Annotated in this window: 16 protein-coding genes and 1 tRNA gene; 6 read left to right on the plus strand and 11 right to left on the minus strand. The window is 42.8% G+C overall.

What is annotated here, in order from left to right; genetic code table 11:
* Positions 1-9: 9 nt before the first annotated feature.
* Positions 10-753 carry a hypothetical protein gene (locus A3775_RS13635; protein ID WP_066384693.1) on the minus strand — a complete coding sequence of 248 codons (744 nt, stop codon included), beginning with the start codon at positions 751-753 and terminating at the stop codon, positions 10-12.
* 326 nt (positions 754-1,079) lie between these two features.
* Between A3775_RS13635 and mnmA the strand changes: the two genes are divergently transcribed.
* The 3 genes from mnmA to A3775_RS13650 all read left to right on the plus strand — a co-directional run bounded on the left by mnmA (position 1,080) and on the right by A3775_RS13650 (position 6,113).
* A complete protein-coding gene (gene mnmA, locus A3775_RS13640; RefSeq protein WP_066425389.1) occupies positions 1,080-2,135 on the plus strand; it encodes a tRNA 2-thiouridine(34) synthase MnmA in 1,056 nt (351 codons plus the stop codon).
* Positions 2,136-2,680: 545 nt separating this feature from the next.
* Positions 2,681-3,859, plus strand: coding sequence for a sulfate adenylyltransferase (sat, locus tag A3775_RS13645; protein ID WP_066384688.1), 1,179 nt, complete (start codon positions 2,681-2,683; stop codon positions 3,857-3,859).
* A gap of 100 nt (positions 3,860-3,959) precedes the next feature.
* Complete coding sequence (locus A3775_RS13650) at positions 3,960-6,113, plus strand: caspase family protein (protein WP_066384685.1); 2,154 nt, start codon at positions 3,960-3,962, stop codon at positions 6,111-6,113.
* A gap of 61 nt (positions 6,114-6,174) precedes the next feature.
* Here A3775_RS13650 and A3775_RS13655 read toward each other — a convergent pair whose 3' ends face one another.
* A complete protein-coding gene (locus A3775_RS13655) occupies positions 6,175-7,047 on the minus strand; it encodes an S-methyl-5'-thioadenosine phosphorylase (protein WP_066425392.1) in 873 nt (290 codons plus the stop codon).
* A 290-nt stretch (positions 7,048-7,337) separates the two neighbouring features.
* On the opposite strand from A3775_RS13655, the gene A3775_RS13660 reads away from it, so the two are divergent.
* A complete protein-coding gene (locus tag A3775_RS13660; RefSeq protein WP_066384681.1) occupies positions 7,338-7,541 on the plus strand; it encodes a hypothetical protein in 204 nt (67 codons plus the stop codon).
* A gap of 5 nt (positions 7,542-7,546) precedes the next feature.
* Here A3775_RS13660 and A3775_RS13665 read toward each other — a convergent pair whose 3' ends face one another.
* From A3775_RS13665 to A3775_RS13695, 9 genes are all read right to left on the minus strand, one after another.
* Positions 7,547-9,367: an ABC transporter ATP-binding protein gene (locus tag A3775_RS13665; RefSeq protein ID WP_066384680.1), complete on the minus strand. Its 1,821-nt coding sequence runs from the start codon at positions 9,365-9,367 to the stop codon at positions 7,547-7,549.
* Positions 9,368-9,449: 82 nt separating this feature from the next.
* Positions 9,450-10,340, minus strand: coding sequence for a serine kinase (locus tag A3775_RS13670; RefSeq protein ID WP_066384679.1), 891 nt, complete (start codon positions 10,338-10,340; stop codon positions 9,450-9,452).
* Between the two features lie 431 nt (positions 10,341-10,771).
* Positions 10,772-10,933: a lasso peptide gene (locus A3775_RS24265; protein ID WP_156481632.1), complete on the minus strand. Its 162-nt coding sequence runs from the start codon at positions 10,931-10,933 to the stop codon at positions 10,772-10,774.
* Positions 10,934-11,110: 177 nt separating this feature from the next.
* Complete coding sequence (locus A3775_RS13675; RefSeq protein ID WP_066425394.1) at positions 11,111-11,293, minus strand: lasso peptide; 183 nt, start codon at positions 11,291-11,293, stop codon at positions 11,111-11,113.
* 99 nt (positions 11,294-11,392) lie between these two features.
* The gene (locus A3775_RS24270) at positions 11,393-11,566 is read right to left on the minus strand and encodes a lasso peptide (RefSeq protein ID WP_156481633.1); all 174 of its coding nucleotides are present in this window, start codon (positions 11,564-11,566) and stop codon (positions 11,393-11,395) included.
* A gap of 96 nt (positions 11,567-11,662) precedes the next feature.
* Positions 11,663-13,687: a lasso peptide isopeptide bond-forming cyclase gene (locus A3775_RS13680; RefSeq protein ID WP_066425397.1), complete on the minus strand. Its 2,025-nt coding sequence runs from the start codon at positions 13,685-13,687 to the stop codon at positions 11,663-11,665.
* Entirely contained in the window at positions 13,684-14,118 is a 435-nt protein-coding gene (locus A3775_RS13685) for a lasso peptide biosynthesis B2 protein (RefSeq protein WP_066425399.1), read from the minus strand. Before A3775_RS13685 ends, A3775_RS13680 begins: the two co-directional genes overlap by 4 nt.
* Positions 14,102-14,407, minus strand: coding sequence for a PqqD family peptide modification chaperone (locus A3775_RS13690; protein ID WP_066384673.1), 306 nt, complete (start codon positions 14,405-14,407; stop codon positions 14,102-14,104). The genes A3775_RS13685 and A3775_RS13690 overlap by 17 nt, the downstream gene beginning before the upstream one ends.
* A gap of 580 nt (positions 14,408-14,987) precedes the next feature.
* A tRNA-Pro gene (locus tag A3775_RS13695) sits at positions 14,988-15,061 on the minus strand.
* Between the two features lie 346 nt (positions 15,062-15,407).
* On the opposite strand from A3775_RS13695, the gene lipA reads away from it, so the two are divergent.
* On the plus strand, positions 15,408-16,292 hold the full coding sequence (gene lipA / locus A3775_RS13700) for a lipoyl synthase (RefSeq protein WP_066425400.1): 885 nt from the start codon (positions 15,408-15,410) through the stop codon (positions 16,290-16,292).
* A gap of 79 nt (positions 16,293-16,371) precedes the next feature.
* Positions 16,372-17,310, plus strand: coding sequence for an NAD(P)H-dependent glycerol-3-phosphate dehydrogenase (locus A3775_RS13705; RefSeq protein ID WP_066425433.1), 939 nt, complete (start codon positions 16,372-16,374; stop codon positions 17,308-17,310).
* Positions 17,311-17,941: the final 631 nt, after the last annotated feature.

Genomic DNA, 17,941 nt, shown 5'->3' on the forward strand with positions numbered 1-17,941 from the left:
GTAAAAAATTTACCGGGCGTAGTAAACTCTGGCATTACCAAAACCGCCTTCGCGCAACAATTGGTTTATCCTGATGGCTTCAGTTCGTTTATTAAAAGGCCCTACGGCAACGTGTGGCCCTAGAGGTTGTTGTCTCGGATTCACTTGATTGTATAATCTTGTCAGTTGTCTGACTTGGAAGACAATAGAGGATAATTCCTGTGAGTTGGCAGGAATAATCGCGTAATACCCGCCTGTGTTCCTGACAGAATTTCTATTCACAGGATTATTAGGCATGACTGGTGCATTAGAAAATCCCGCAATTTCAGCACCATAAATACCAATTCTCTGTAACTGTAATACTCGCTGTTGAGCATTGACTAAACTATTAAATACTCCTGACTGCACCACAGAACGCCCATTGTACTGGCGAATGTAAGCTGTAGGTTCAATTCGACGGACTTGTTGTAGAGTTTGTGAGTTTCTGTTGTCAACGTAGACTGAGTAACGTTGAAAGTTTTGATTATATTGGTACTGTACTGGTTGATAGATTTGGGAACTCTCTCCAAATTGATTAAAATCCACCGTCTGCTCCGGTATAAAGCCCGGTGGCGGTGGTAAATTTTCATATACACTTTGAGCTAACAGTATGCTGTGATTTTGAGCAATTTGCCCTTGTGCGGGACTTATATCAGCAGCCAGCGCGAACCAACTGCCAACGAAAACAGGCATCATCGGTAATGCAAAATATTTGGCTATCATCTGACTGGACATCTTGGTAATTAACTAATTTAGTAGAATTTACCTAGTGCTAGCTTAAAGGTTGTAAGTCTAGGTGGCAATAAATACCTCTAAACAAATTTTCAAGAGCAAAGAGTCACAACCGGATGGGGTATCCACTCCCTGAGTACAAACAGCCTTGAGAGTCAGGCTTTAAAGGATATATGCTACAATTGAGCAGTTAAAAATCTTTCGTGTCTGATGGGTGGCGATCGCAATTCTTTAGTCTGAAGATGAGCGTTGAGTACCTACCAAATTTAATTATTTAACCCTCAAGTTTTCCATTCTGCAAGGCGGTTAGCCAAGCACTATTGAAAGATATGAAAAAAGTCGTCGTTGGTCTTTCTGGTGGCGTTGACAGTTCCACCGCCGCCGCTATTTTACACCATCAGGGCTATGAAGTCATCGGTTTGACCCTTTGGCTGATGAAAGGCAAAGGACAATGTTGCTCTGAAGGTATGATCGACGCTGCTTATATTTGTGAACAATTAGGCATTCCCCATCAAGTGGTGGATATGCGGGATGTCTTTCAAACTCATATTGTCGATTATTTAGTCACTGGTTACAGTGCTGGCATTACACCGTTACCTTGCTCTCAGTGTAATAAAACGGTCAAGTTCGGGCCTATGGTAAACTATGCCCGTGAACAGTTGGGTTGCGATCGCATCGCCACAGGTCATTATGCCCGCATCCACTACAATCAAGCAACTGGGCGTTACGAATTGTTAAGAGCCATTGACCGCAACAAAGACCAGTCTTATTTTCTGTATGATTTGTCTCAAGAGTTACTAGCAGCGTCACTATTTCCCCTAGGGGAAATGCAAAAAGCCGACACCCGGCGCATTGCGGCGGAACATGGCTTAAAAACTGCCGACAAGCCAGAAAGTCAAGACCTATGCTTAGTAGAAAGCAACGGTTCTATGCGGTCGTTTTTGGATAAGTATCTCGCACCCAAAAAAGGTGAGATTGTGGATACCACAGGCAAAGTTTTAGGACAGCATGATGGTGTCCATCATTACACCATTGGACAACGCAAAGGATTGGGAATTGCCGCACCCGAACCACTGTATGTGATTGCCTTAGATGCAGTGAATAATAAAGTAATTGTAGGCGATCGCACCAAAGCCACCCAGGCAGAATGTACAGTCGGGCGAGTCAATTGGGTATCTATGGCTGAACCAACTACCCCTATTCGTGCGTCAGTGCAAATTCGCTACCGTTCCGCACCCGAACCAGTGACAGTCATACCTTTAGAAAATTCCCGCGTCCGCTTGGTGTTTGATGAACCCCAGTTCAGTATTACACCCGGACAAGCTGCGGTTTGGTACGACAGCGAAAAAGTTCTCGGTGGCGGAATTATTGAGCAGTTTAGCTAATTCTGCATCAATTTTGATGTCCGCCAAAATCGCCCCTGCTTGCTGACAGCGATTTTCAGGTAAATGAACCACAAAAGAAAGTTTTAAAACCTTGTAGAGACGTTGCATGCAACGTCTCTACACCTTTGTATATAGCGGTTTTGAACGAGAGTCAGAAGAAAAATTATTGAACGCAGAGAGAAGTCTGAGCGGCGGCTTCCGCCGTAGACGCGCAAGCGGCTTGTCGTAGACATCAGAACTTCTCCTAACGGAGACGCTGCGCGAACGGTGTAAACGCAGATAAACGCGGATGAATCTTTATTCTGTTTGGTTGCCTCCCCTATAGTTAGTAGGGTGCGTCAGTGTGAAGATTTTCTTGGCATAGCTAGGGTTTCTCGTCCTGACGCACCCGACATTTTGGAGATTTTTTGATCTGGCAGTCCCTGAGTCACGCTACTCTGATTTTTCCAATCCCTAAACTATTTATGTTTCTGTACCAGCATTTTGATAAGTTAGTACATAGTTCGCAACAATAACACACACTTATCGCTAAGGGGGATTGTAACTTGAGTCAGCAACCAGATGCCATTGCCGCACACGGTGGACAGTTGATTAATCGCATTGCCACACCAGAACAAAGAGAAGAATTTCTTTCTAAGGCTGAGTTTTTGCCCAGAGTGCAACTCGATGAACGCGCCGTTTCTGATTTAGAAATGATTGCCATCGGTGGTTTTAGTCCCCTCACTGGTTTTATGAACCAGGAAGATTATAATCGGGTGGTGACAGAAATGCGCCTCGCTAACGGTTTAGTGTGGTCAATTCCGATTACACTTTCTGTCTCCGAGGAAGTAGCAGCACCTTTAAAAGAAGATGGCTATGTTCGTCTAGATAACCCCCAAGGTGAATATATTGGGGTTTTGCATCTCACACAAAAATATCACTACGATAAAAACCGCGAAGCTATCAACGTCTACCGCACTGATGAAGCTAAACACCCAGGCGTACAGGTAGTTTATAACCAAGGTGCTGTAAATCTGGCTGGTGATGTCTGGTTACTGCAACGCGATGATCACCCTTATTTCCCCAAATACCAAATTGATCCGGCTGCTTCACGGCAGATGTTCAGAGAAAAAGGTTGGAAAACTATCGTCGGTTTCCAAACCCGTAACCCCATTCACCGCGCCCATGAATATATTCAAAAGTGCGCTTTAGAAACAGTGGATGGTTTATTTTTACATCCTTTGGTCGGCGCAACCAAAGAAGATGATATCCCGGCGGATGTGCGGATGCGTTGCTATGAAATTTTGCTAGAACACTATTACCCCACAGACAGAGTGATTTTAGCAATTAATCCCGCCGCCATGCGTTACGCTGGCCCCCGTGAGGCAATTTTCCATGCTTTAGTTCGCAAAAACTACGGCTGTACTCACTTTATTGTGGGACGAGATCATGCTGGTGTGGGTGACTATTATGGTACTTACGATGCTCAATACATCTTTGATGAATTTGAGCCGAGTGAAATCGGTATTGTACCCATGAAGTTTGAACACGCTTTCTACTGCACCCGCACCAAACAAATGGCGACAACTAAAACCAGTCCCAGCAAACCAGAGGAACGGGTTCACCTGTCTGGTACTAAAGTTAGAGAAATGCTGCGTCGCGGTGAGTTACCCCCACCAGAATTTTCTCGTCCCGAAGTTGCGGCGGAATTGGCTAGAGCAATGCGAGTACAAGTATTGGCTTAGGCTCATTTGTTGGCGAACAAACAGTATAGACTTTAACTGTACACTCTACACTTCAGCCCTAAAAGCTATATGCTTAGGGGCTGGAGGTTGATAGCAAATTATGAAGCGTCGGACTTTTTTACAACAGATTGGCTCAATACTCGCAGTGTTGGGTGTGACTGAGGCTGAATGGTTTAGGTTAAGCGATCGCTATTCTCAAGCTTTAGCACAACCCACACCGCGCAAACTGGCATTATTAATCGGCATCAATCAATATCAAAAAAGTCCCTCTCTCAATGGTTGTCTCACTGATGTCGAACTGCAAACAGAACTTTTAACTCATCGGTTTGGCTTCCAACCCTCCGATATTCTGACTTTGACTGAGGAACAAGCTACTAGGGAAGCCATTGAAGCCGCTTTTTTCAATCATCTCACCCAGCAAGCCCAACCTGGGGATGTGGTGGTGTTTCATTTTAGCGGTTACGGTACGCGCATTCAGGTAGCACCAAATCAGCTACAAAATGCTTTAGTAGCTGGGGATGAAAATCCAGCATTACAAAATGTTCCCATTGCTAATTATGTACTAGAAGAAACCTTACTATTATTATTGCGATCGCTCCCCACAGATAAAGTCACCGCAGTCTTAGATACTAGCTACTCTACCCCTAGCACCGCCCAAACTACCGGGTTGCGAATTCGCGCCCGTCAGGAGTTACCATCGGTACAGTTAGCACTCCCAGAATTAGAGTTTCTCAAACAACTCAAAACCCAAACTTTGCTCAAGGCTCAAGATATTGAAGTCAGCCCAGCTATCATATTATCTGCTACCTCAGATATGGAGGAGTCGGCTAGAGAGGTATTGTTATCTGGTTTTAGTGCCGGGTTATTTACTTACGCTTTAACTCAACAATTGTGGGAATCCACCCCAGCCACGACAATTCAAGTGAGCTTTTCCCGTGTGGCTAGTGCGATGTCTCAATTAGGCAGTAAACAACAACCAGGGTTAGTCAGTAACAAGAAAAATCAACAGGCAGGAGTTACCATCGCCAATTTACTCCCAGATAGGATGATGGGCGCAGAGGGAGCAATCATCGCTACAGAAGATGATGGTAAAGTCGCGCAAATCTGGCTAGGTGGGCTACCTGCTCAGGTATTAGAATACTACGGTATTCATTCCCGACTGGCTTTAGCATCAGGGGAACATTTAGAGGTGCGATCGCGCAGTGGATTAACAGCTAAGGCGCAACTCGCTAAAATAAGCGATACTACACCTTTGCAAGTCGGGCAACTCTTGCAAGAAGCAGTCAGAGTTTTACCCCGCAATATTAATTTAACCGTAGCTTTAGATCCGAAACTGGAAAGAATTGAACGTGTCGATGCCACCAGTGCTTTTGCGACACTTCCCCATGTTTCTAAGGTAGTGGAAGGAGAACAACCAGCCGATTATGTGTTTGGTAAATTGCTACAAACTCCTAGTCGTTATGGTTTATTTTCTCTCGGTGGTGAGTTAATTCCTAACACCACAGGGGAATTTGGCGAAGCTGTCAAAGTCGCTGCCTTGCGATTAGCAACGAAATTACCCACCCTCTTAGCAACCAAGTTATGGCGACTGACAGAAAATGAAGGTTCTTCTCGCTTGCCTGTGAAGGTAACGTTAGAGATTTTGGGGATTTCACCGAAAGTGGTATTGCAACGGGAAACTTTACGGAATCTCAGCAGTCAACAAAGTCATTCTCCTACCCGCAACCAACCAGTTGCTATTCCTACGGTTCCCGTTGGTAGTCGCGTACAGTACCGGGTACAAAATAAAAGCCAGCAGCCTATATATTTGATGCTGTTGGGTATTAACAATCATCGAACTGCGATCGCTTTCTACCCCTGGCAAATAGTCTCAGATTCTGATAATAGTCCCAATAATCAACCTCTACTGCAACCAGTAGTTATTCCCCCCGGTGAAACTGTGACTTTACCACAAACTGCCACTACATCGGGTTGGATGATTTCTGGGCCTACCTATGAATGCGAACACCAATTAATTTTTAGCACTTCGCCTTTTCCTGAAACTTTGAAAGCTTTGGAAACTGCTAAGTATCCCACGGGAGATCAACAGCCTATTACTACTTTGGTCAATCCTTTGGTGATTGCTCAAGCTTTGTTGCAAGATTTGCACAATGCTAGCAATGTTAAGGCGGAGATGAATGGTACTGCAAACGATTATTATATCTTAGATGTGAGTCATTGGGCAAGTGTTAATTTTAGTTTTCGTGTGGCTTAGGTGGGTGTGAGTTTTAAACGCGGAGGGGCGCGGAGGCAACGCAAAGGGGCGCGGAGGTTTTTTAGAGGTATTTTTTGAGTAGTAGGGCTAATTTTTCTTTGGTGGCGGTGGGGGCTTGGGTTAGATTAGTCAAGATGGCGTATTTGAGGGCGGTGTGGGCTTCGCTGGTTGGGGGGTTTTGCCTGAGTCGTCGGACGGTTTCTTGTATGGCTTTTTGGGCGTTGATGGCGTTGCGTTGTAGGTTGGCAATTACCATGTCTACTGTGACGCTATCGTGTTCTGGATGCCAGCAATCGTAGTCTGTGACTAGGGCTAGGGTGGCGTAGGCAATTTCGGCTTCTCTGGCTAGTTTGGCTTCTGGTAAGTTTGTCATGCCAATTACGGTTGCACCCCAACTACGGTAAAGGTTTGATTCGGCTTTGGTGGAAAATGCTGGCCCTTCCATGCACACGTAAGTACCGCCACGATGTAGGCTGACTTCTGGTAAGTTTAAAGATGCGATCGCCTCTGCTAAGATATTCGCCAAGTTTTTACAAATCGGTTCGCCAAAAGCAATATGTGCTACAATCCCTTCACCAAAAAATGTGGAAACCCGATTTTTGGTTCTGTCAATAAATTGATCTGGTATTACCATATCTAAGGGTTTGGCTTCGGCTTGCAAAGAACCTACCGCACTGGCTGAGATTAAATACTCTACTCCTAGTTGTTTCATGGCGTAGATATTGGCACGGAAGGGTAACTCTGACGGTAATAGCGTATGATTACGACCATGACGAGCTAAAAATGCTACTCTGGTGTTTTCTAAAGTTCCCAAGATTAACGCATCAGACGGCGCACCAAAGGGTGTCTGAATTTGTACTTCTTCTACATCTTTTAACGCATCCATTTTGTAGAGTCCACTACCGCCAATGATGCCAATCTGAGCCTGTGCCATGATTTTTGACCTATTGTTTATTTAACTGCCTAGTTATTTTACCTAAAATACGAGTATCAGAGGAGGCATAAAACTCTTGACAATTTCGCCTCAGTAATTCCGTAGGGATACTCATGTCATACTTCATCAAAAATTGTTATTTTGTGAAAAATTAATTGCAAAAAATACATGAATCATATTTGATTTCTGAGAAAACTGTGTACACTTGTAAAGTCCTTCTTTCCTGTCCCCTGTTCCCTGTTCCCTGTTCCCTGTTCCCTGTTCCCCTACATAAAGTTTCAGTGAATAATATGCAAGCTACCACTACCTCAACCCCCATGTCTTTAGAAACTGTCTTGCAGCGCATATTCACTATTAACAGAATTACGCGCCGTGATCAGCAGTTACTTATGTCTACGTTGCTGTCTAAAGCAGATTTAAGTGAGCAAGAACACCAGCAAATCAACCGCATATTGGATGGTTTAAAACGAGGATTACTCAAAGTTGTTGATTAGCACAGCTACATCAGATACTGTTGCGCTTGCGTTTCAAACAAATAAGCATAAGTCCCATTCATCTGCATCAACTCATCATGGGTTCCACTCTCAACAATAGTGCCATTATCCATGACATAAATTCGATCAGCCATTTTCACTGTAGATAAACGATGGCTGATCAAAATTGCCGCTTGATCTTTAATCAGTTGGCGGAATTTATCAAACACTTCATACTCGGCTTTCGGATCCATTGCACTGGTAGGTTCATCCAATACAATTAATTGGGAATCTCTTAAAAATGCTCTAGCCAAAGCAACTTTTTGCCATTGCCCAATACTCAGTTCTTCTCCTTCTTCAAATAGTTTACCTAATACGGTGTCATACCCTTTTGGTAATTTACTAATTACATCATCGGCACCGGAACGACGCGCCGCAGCAATAATGCTTTCCCGTTGTGGTGGTAAATCAATGTTTGCTAACCAAATATTTTCTTGGGCTGTGAAGTGATATTTGGCGTAGTCTTGGAAAATTACACTAATTTCTCGCCGCAATTCTGCTGTTTTATATTCTTTCAGGTCAATGCCATCAATCGTAATTTTCCCACCTGTGGGGTCATACAATCTACACAACAGTTTAATTAGTGTCGTTTTACCTGAACCATTTTCTCCTACTAATGCAATTACTTCTCCCGGCCCTACTCTCAAATTAATATCTTTTAATGCTTGACGGGTAGTAGTAGAATATTGAAAACTGACGTTTTGAAATTCAATACCACTTTGCATCGGTCGGGGAAGCGGTACTGGGTTGATCGAGTCTACTATTCTCGGTTTAATATCCAGAAATTCATAGAGGTTAGCCAAGAAAAGATTGTCTTCATAAAGTGCAGAAATACTGGCTAATAAGGCTTTAATATCATTCTGTCCTTTCTGCAAAGCTTGGTAATAAAGAACTAAATCCCCTAGGCGTAGAACTCCGTTGATAGCTTGATAAATAATAAACGCATAGATAACAAAGATGATAATACCAGCGATCGCTTCTGCTCCAAAAAAAGCTAAGGAGCGTTTACTCAGAACTGCAACTTTCTCCTTGTATAGCTGCTGACGGATGCGCTGATACCATTGACTAAAATAGCCACCTATATCAAATAAGCGGATTTCTTTGGCATACTGGTCTGATGTTAACATCCATGCCAAATACATGGCTTGTCTCTCGGATGGTGTCCATTTGCGCTGCCAACGATACATTACACGACTAAATTTGACTCGCACCAATAAAGCCGGGAGAGCCGCTACAAATAATATACCAATAATTCCCCAGTGCAATGACAGCAATAAACCCACCATTGCAATTAATGACACACTACTTTGAGCAACCTGTGCCAAGCGGTTGAGGATTTGCGGTGGTCTGTAGGGTGCTTCTTGTTGCGCTCTTTGCAGTGTATCGTAATATAGGGGATTCTCGTAATATTCTAGGTCTGACTCGATGGATTTGGCGTTAATGATACCCTGCATATAGTCAGTTACCCGTTGCGAATGGGCAGTAATGACTAATTCTGTAACGGAGTAGCAAAGATTGGTGAGTAGGGTAACTCCACCAGCTAGCAAAATCAAAGGAATCACAGAGTTAAACGCAGCTGCTTTATTAGCTATAGAGAAGTTAGCAACTACTGTGTCTATGATTAGTTTGGTAAGATAGATTGATAATACTGGTAGTATGCCTTGAATAAATACCAAGACTACGCGAGCGATCGTCAACCTCGGACTACTTTGCCAAACTAGGCGTAATGCAGGCACAAGGCGTAACGTTTTTTTTAGCTTGGCTTGAAATAGTTTGCCTAATTGCATAGTTAAAGTGGCGATCGCAATTAAATATTTTTCTTGGTCAAAACTTAAACCAGCCTATTGTTCCAGAATCTCTCCCATCTTGTCAAACGCTCATGTTGACAGGCGCGGAATTTTCAGCCAGATCCTTTTCCACTAACTTGATTAAATCCGGCAGTGCTTCTAACGAGCGTTGCCGTCGTAAACTTAACACAGGAATTTGTTTAACCAGAGTAGTACATTGCATAAAATGCTCTTTCAACAACTCTGGTGCAGTTAGTGCTTGCATTTCCCGCGAATGTTTCACTAATTGCCCAAAGCCTTGCTTCGCTTCTAAAGGAACGATTTCTGGGTGAGTTCCATTCGCAATCACATAAATTCTACTAATAGGTACAGGTTCTTGGCTAAAACCATCTTGCAACCTGTGGACACGCTTGATAGTCTGGGAGTTCAGCAGAGGTAAGCTATCAGCCCCATGACCAAAATTAGCAGCCGCATCAGGCCACAACTTAATCTGGGGAAACCCTGGTATAACTAGAGATTTTTCTGTGTCTACTTTAATTGCTAAAACGTCATCTGTTAGAATGTTATAGCCATGAGCATGGAAACATTCAGCTAAAGTTGACTTACCTTGTCCTGAGTCAGCCATAAAGGCGACAGCACTACCATTGATCACTACACTACTGGCATGAAGCACTAATAACCCTCTTTGCCGCAGTAGTATGCACAGAATCGCACCCAGCAGAAAAGTGCGGATCATCGCTTCATCAATATCGGAGTGAGGATCGAGGATAATTTCTCTACCCCCTTGCACCAATACCGTACCCCATCCTGGCACCTCACCGAGTACATAATCACCGCCGTTACTCCGCTTCTGCTCTGGGTTGTTTAGCTTACCAAAGCGTATAGTAACATCTGCTGGTTTGTCACTAGGGATGAGTTCCGGTAAGGGTAACTCTGAATGAATACCTAAGTTATAAGCTGTATAAATGTACATTTAAAATTACTGTGTTTTTACTTAAAAAATGTTTTTTGTTAAATAGAATTTATATTTTACCGAAGATTTGGGTTTGAGGTTCCCCGTCCTTCTAGGACGGCTTTCTGATAGAATAGCAGCAACAGGCAGGGCATTGTCTGTTGGGCGAGGCGATATAAGAGGGGCTTTCGCCTGCTATCGCTGTTTTAACCCAGAGTCTCCACCCTTCTAGGGCGGGGAGTATGTCAAAAGGTTAGAACTTGACAAATCTGGCAAATTCGTTTATCAAGGAAGACATCAGGGAAATATTTCCCTGATGCTCTACGATAAGTTATTACATCTTGAAAGCAGGTGTCAAACTGCTTTTGTTCATACCTAGCTGTAGATAATTATGGGTGTAAAAGTCAAACCCTACTATTACCCCCATAATTAGGCTAGTTATTTGGCTACAACTATGGCTTAGGTACAACTACGCCGTCTACAGAACCATTAGCGGCGAAAGCGGTAGATCCGTAATGGAATGTATCGTTAATAGCTGGGTTACCAAAAGCATTGGTAATGTTTTCTACACTGCCGTGGATTGTCAATTGGGGAGCATTGTAAGCTTTTTTCATTTGTCTAGTTTCCTGTTTGATAAGTTGTTGATTTAATAGGACTTGTGAACCAATTAAGTCCTGGTAGGAGCAGCCTTGATCAGCAAAACCCCTAGTCCGACTTATGGTTTAATTTGTATTTATCTCAGCCAAATAGCCAGCGTGAAAGATTTATCAAGGTGAGGTTTTTGACTACAACTATGGCTTAGGTACGATGACTCCGTCTCCTCCAGAACCGCTCAATCCAACTAATGAGGCTGGAAAAGCTGATCCTCCTACGTATATTAAATCTGCAACATTTGGTTGTTGACCAAAAGCATTGGTAATGTTTTCCACATTGCCGTGGATTGTCAGTTGGGGAGCATTGTAAGCTGTTTTCATGTTTCCCTTGTCCTATTAAATAGCTGTGGATAACTATGGGTGTAAAAGCAAAGTTATGCTATTACGCCCATAATTAGGCTAGTTAGTTGGCTACAACTATTACTTAGGTATTACTACGCCGTCTTGAGAACCACTTAGTCCGATTAATGCGCCAGGGAAGTTTTGACCGTTAACTTCAAATGTATCATTAGCACCTGGAGTACCAAAAGAATTTGTAATGTTTTCAACACTGCCGTGGATTGTCAATTGGGGAGCATTGTAAGCTTTTTTCATTTGTCTAGTTTCCTGTTGGTTAGTTTCTTGATAGCAATTGTGAACCAATTAAGTCCAGGTAGGAGCAGGCATCATCAGCACAACCCCTAGTCCGACTTATGGTTTGATTTGTGTGTGTTTCAGCCAAAGAGCCAGGGTTAAAGATTTCCAAACGGGCATTACTCCCTGGTCATCATAAATGTCATTTGTAGACAATACATAGTCATAGAAACTTTGGAGAGAATTTATGTCCACAAAGTCTGCGATATTACTAGGATTAGCTTTAATTACCTCCTCTACAATTTGCCGATCAAGATGCAGTAATCCCCGGCGGAAATTTGGTGTCATGCTGGTTTTGCCACCACGCCATTGTATTTCTTGAGGCAGAATACCATTCATAGCTCTCCGCATGACGACGCGAGACCATCCCTGGTTGAGCTTCTGCTCAGGTGGTAAAGCTAGACACAATTCAATCAGTCGTTTATCCATGAAAGGATGACGCGACTCTAGAGAAAATTCGGCAGCGCATTGATCTACTAACTCCAAAACTATAGTAAACATATTTGAGTTAAAGCTACGCCATTGATCCTCTCTCACTGTTACGGCTGGACTCTCATCGTCAGATGAAGACTCTTTGAGATTGTCTAGACCAACTTTTTGGGCAAATCTAGGGTTAATCAGGGGAGTAAAATTATTTGTATGGTTCTGATAACCTCGGAGCGATCGCCAAACATTTAATACAGATTCAGGTACTAAAGGTTTGATTCCGTAAGATACAAACAATTTCTGCCGAGAAATCCGAAAATTTTGACTGATTTGATTAGCAGTTTCCGCAAACTTCAACCATTTTCCCTGTTGTGCCAATTCCTTGAGGTAGGAAATGACATACTCATGAAAAATAGCCGCTACTGAGGTCTGAAAGTGCTGTGAGACTGCATTAGCTTCTGTCAGAAAAGTATCCCATTTACCTTGACGTGCTAACTCCGCAAAATATACAGCACCATGCGATACTGTTGTATCACCATCAAAACCATCTAAACAAATCCTGATACCCGCTTGCTGTGTGGCACGATTTAATCCCCATACTAAATAGTGGCTAGGGCCAAGGTATGGGTCATCCATGTATTGAAAATAGTTCTGCCATTCTGAGATAGGCCCAGCTTGATCAGGATGTACATAGTGGGGTATACACCCACCTTGCTCTAACACTGGATTAATATATTGACGCTCATCACATTCAGGAACATCATTAAAGATATTCGAGAAGGTGTGTAGTTGTGCGCCGTTTTCTGATTGTAATATGTTCCGTGCTACACACGCCACTGATGAGGAGTCTAAGCCACCACTGAGATGACAACCTACAGGGAATGCGCTACGTAGACGACAACGTACTGCTTCTGTAAAGACTTCCCGAAAAGCTTCAGCGTATTCTGCATCAGAATTGAGCCTTAATTCATCACCCACTTGTAAAGCCCAGTAGGAGCGAGACTTTAACCCTCCTTTGTCGCTGACTACCATGATATGTCCCGGAGGCAACCGGAAGATATCTTCATAGACAGTGCTAGACTTATCTTTTTTAAATGGGTGTAGATGATTGGCGATCGCTTCTTCGTTCAGTCTTCTGGGAACTTGTGATAAACACAACAGTCCTTTAATCTCAGAAGCAAAACAAAACTGCTTACCAGGTCTGTAAAAATAATATAACGGTTTGATGCCAAAATGATCTCTGGCGCAAAAAATTATCTGTTTACGTCTATCCCAAATTACAAAGGCAAAATCTCCTAGCAACTTGGAAGCACATTCTTCAGCCCATTTCTCGTAAGCTGCTAATACCAGTTGGCTATCTGTAATTTTTTCAGATGTCCAACCATCTAATTGTAATTTATATATTAATTCATCCCGATTGTCTAGGCGTAAGTCTGCGGTCAGAACTAAGTCACCTGTTGGATCAACTAGCGGCTGCTGCTCTAATAATGACTCAGGAGTAGTCCACAGCATCCGATGCCCTAACCCGACAAAATCAGAACACCATATATCCGCTCCATCTGGCCCCCGTTGAGCCAAAACATCGACCATGCGCGTCAATTGTTCATTTTCTACTGGTTGTCTATCCAAGTTGTAGATGCCAACAATGCCACTCATAGTCCGTTCCTTGGTAAAGATGGTAGTGGTTTATAGGATGAAAGATTTGCTAGATGACCAATGACTACTTTTCCTTGATTTTCAATCCAAGCATGCGCTTCTAATTTACCTTGCTCATCTTTAACAACACCTATTCGCAGTTCAGGAGAGTAACCACGTCTAGTCATCAAGACTTGACAAGTCAACGCGCGCGCTAAACACTTAGCTCCTGGTACAAATTTAGTGCTGACATCCACAGCCCAAATAATTTTACCGATAGTAGTTTGGTTAACACTGATGTTTGGTTGATTTATCTTATTTAGCAGTGTGCGTAACTGACTAAATGGCAGTAACCACAAACCCAGATTGACAAACAACAAGAGCAAAAAAGTATTGATCAGGAGAAGGCGATCGCTGTGATTGAGGAATAGAAATTTAAGCAGACGCTTCATTAGTAATCTTAATCAGTCCCTTAGCTGCTAAATCTTCCAGTAGAATCATTAAGTCACGCTCACACACCTCTGGTTCAACTTCATACTCTGCCAGTAAAGCCGCCTGAATCTCTTTTATACTTTTAGGTGCTTGAATCATATTCCAGACACTAGCTCCTACCTGATTCAGACCATAGTAAACTCCCGACTTGACATCGAGAATTACTGCTTCCCCTTCCAGTTCAGAGGAAACTTGCTCTTGGCTGGCTACTATCCTGGAATACTCAGATGAGATTAGCTGTGCTGCCATTTTTAATTCCAGTGGTTTTTCTTAAGTGTATCTAATTAACTATGACAATATATAACATCTTTCTCTGGTGCGCGCTACGTTTCTCCAGTAACTTTACTGATTGTTTTCAATTACACTCAATTTTTAAAGTCTTGATAAAGAGAAAATCACCTGATGCGGTTTTTTATTTGGGGAATCACGCCGGTATTTACGGGTAAATAAACCAATACTGACCGCTAATCCTCCATCCAAAATAACTGCCTGAATTCCCTTGTATGACAAGATTTTCGCCTTGAAACACTACACTCTTTACCATCACTGATAAAGAATTAAAAACTACATTTTTGCTTCCCCAGCTAAGTGCTTGTTCAATGTAATTGCTTTATAGAAAAATTATACTTGTCAATATATCTCAAGTTAGATTATGCGTGTCTAAATGAATGACAAAGAAATAGATAATATCTCACCTTGATTTAATCCAAGCTACTGATAAGAATTAATTATAAAAACCCAAAAATGTATTGTGTGAATGGGTGCGAAACATTCGGACGCAATGCCAAAAAAGTCGCACCTGAGTTGCATAACTGTTGTATTTCTAGAATCGGGATGACTGGATTCGAACCAGCGGCCCCTTCGTCCCGAACGAAGTGCGCTACCAAGCTGCGCTACATCCCGTAAATTTACATATAATCAATATCATAACACAAATTCTGGTGAATGCTAAGGGTGTAGGGGAGGAGAGGAGCGGAGGAAGCGGATGAGATTTGTCCCCAGACTGGATTCCCCTGTTTGTTGCCTATGCCTAACATATAGGAATCCGATGTGATTATTGAAATTACTTGTGTAGTTAGGGAACAGGGAACAGGGAACAGGGAACAGGGAACAGGGAATAGGGAACAGGGGTGTACTGATTTTTTTCAGAAATCAAATATGATTCCTATATATATATAGATGATAAATTCAGCGAGGAATTTGCTTGCTAGGATTAGATTTGTATAACTATCGTTGGTAAAAGCTGATTGTGACTGTTAAGCCAGACTGGTTGCGAGTAAAAGCCCCTCAATGGGAGCGTGTCGGTAATGTCAAAGAAATTTTACGGGATTTAGCACTTAATACAGTTTGTGAGGAAGCATCCTGTCCGAACATTGGTGAGTGCTTCCAAGCTGGAACGGCGACATTTTTGATTATGGGGCCAGCTTGTACTCGTGCCTGTCCTTATTGTGATATTGACTTTGAGAAAAAACCCAAAGCTTTAGACCCCACAGAACCAGCACGTTTGGCGGAAGCGGTACGCCGCATGAGACTGAATCATGTAGTAATTACCTCTGTCAACCGAGATGATTTACCAGATGGTGGTGCTGCTCAGTTTGTCCGGTGTATTGAAGCAGTGCGTACAGTTTCACCCCAAACCACAATTGAGGTGCTAATTCCAGATTTGTGTGGGAATTGGGAAGCTTTAGAAATAATTCTCCAAGCTGCGCCAGAGGTACTAAACCATAATACAGAAACAGTTCCTAGACTGTATCGGCGGGTAAGACCCCAAGGAAACTATCAGCGCACAATGGAATTACTCCAACTCAGCCGCCAAATGGCTCCTTGGTTGTACACCAAATCAGGGATTATGGTAGGATTGGGCGAAACTGATGCAGAAGTTCGCCAAGTTATGCAAGACTTGCGCGCTGTAGATTGTGATATCCTCACCATTGGGCAGTACCTGCAACCGAGTCAAAAACATTTGCAAGTTAATGATTTTGTGACTCCAGAACAATTCGCCGCTTGGCAAGCTTACGGTGAAGAACTAGGATTTTTACAAGTTGTGTCCTCACCGTTAACCAGAAGTTCTTACCACGCCGAACAAGTGCGGGAACTGATGCAGCGTTACCCACGGAAAAAGATTGCAGAGTAGAGACGGGATTAATCGCGTCTGTACAAAAAGTAATTGTAATTTTGAATTTTGAATTTTGAATTTTGAATTTTGAATAGTGGTGCAAGAAACTACCATAGCAATTTTAGGCGCGGGTGCTTGGGGTGCAACTCTAGCCAATTTAGCAGCAGCAAACGGTCATCGGGTGCGTGTGTGGTCACGTCGGGGATGTGATACTTTAGCATCAGTGTTACAAGATGCTCAAATAGTTGTGTCTGCTATCTCTATGAAAGGGGTGAGAGAAGTTGCTTCTCAAGTAAGTTCTTTCACCCTTTCTGTGCGAGACGCTACGCGAACACCCACAACGATTTTTGTCACGGCGACAAAAGGGTTAGAACCTGAGACTATCTGTACACCGTCGCAAATTTGGCAATCAACTTTTCCTGAGCATCCGGTGGTGGTACTGTCGGGGCCTAATTTATCTAAAGAAATTCAACAATCATTACCAGCTGCTACGGTAGTTGCTTCTCAAGATGCGACTGCGGCGGAAACCGTACAGGTGGCTTTTACTTCCCATCGATTTCGAGTATATACCAATGCTGATCCCGTGGGTGTGGAGTTGGGCGGGACACTGAAAAACGTGATGGCGATCGCAGCAGGTGTCTGTGATGGTTTACACTTGGGAACTAATGCCAAAGCCGCTTTAGTCACACGCGGACTCACAGAAATGGTGCGTCTGGGCAATTTTTGGGGGGCGAAGACGGAAACATTTTATGGTTTATCTGGTCTAGGAGACTTGTTAGCCACCTGTAACAGTCCTTTAAGTCGTAATTACCAAGTCGGCTATCAATTAGCTGCTGGTAACTCACTAACAGACGTTTTGGCTAATTTACCAGGAACCGCCGAAGGAGTAAACACTTGTCAGGTATTAGTACAACTAGCTAGACAAAAAAATATCGTCATCCCAATTACTGAGCAAGTTTATCGATTAATCCAAGGTGAAGTCACACCACAACAAGCACTCGATGAACTGATGCTACGAGATATCAAGCCAGAATAAAAATCATCCGTTGGCAGATGTGAAATTCGTCGTCAGGGCTATAGCCCTGATGTTGGCTTGCTTTCATCTCTACTAGAGCCTGTGCCAACGAACTGGTATCACCGTATTAATCGGCAATGGCTCCACTACAAGCCAAAAATCAAAACCAAAAAAATAAATATTGATCAGATGCCAATTCAGTGTAAAGTGTTGATGAAAAATTAGTAAGTATTAACTGAACATCTGTTGAAAGTATCACTTGTTACAGAACACTCAAAGATAATTCATAATTTATTACTTTAAGTTTCTCCTCAAAAATCCTGAGAAAAAAAAGTAGAAAATCGTCAGGAAATTACTTTCATATTCATGTAGATGTGACTATGCCGGTGATCATCATGATGTTTACCGACATATATTTATACCAATTACCAAAATAGCAGCTAATATTCATTCTGGTGGAAAAGCTGACTATGTAGTTCCGATTTAAACCCTCATCATGGATTTGAATAGCTATTGGTTCAATCAGTAGTTCAGTAGCCGAGATAGTTCGGTTTTGATTCTGAACAAATCACAGTAAGTTGTTTTGCAACAAAACATTACTGGAAACCTCTACCGTGTTAGTTCATCTAAAATCACGGGAACAATAGCAACA

Source organism: Anabaena sp. 4-3 (assembly GCF_001597745.1).
Classification (GTDB): Bacteria; Cyanobacteriota; Cyanobacteriia; order Cyanobacteriales; family Nostocaceae; genus Trichormus.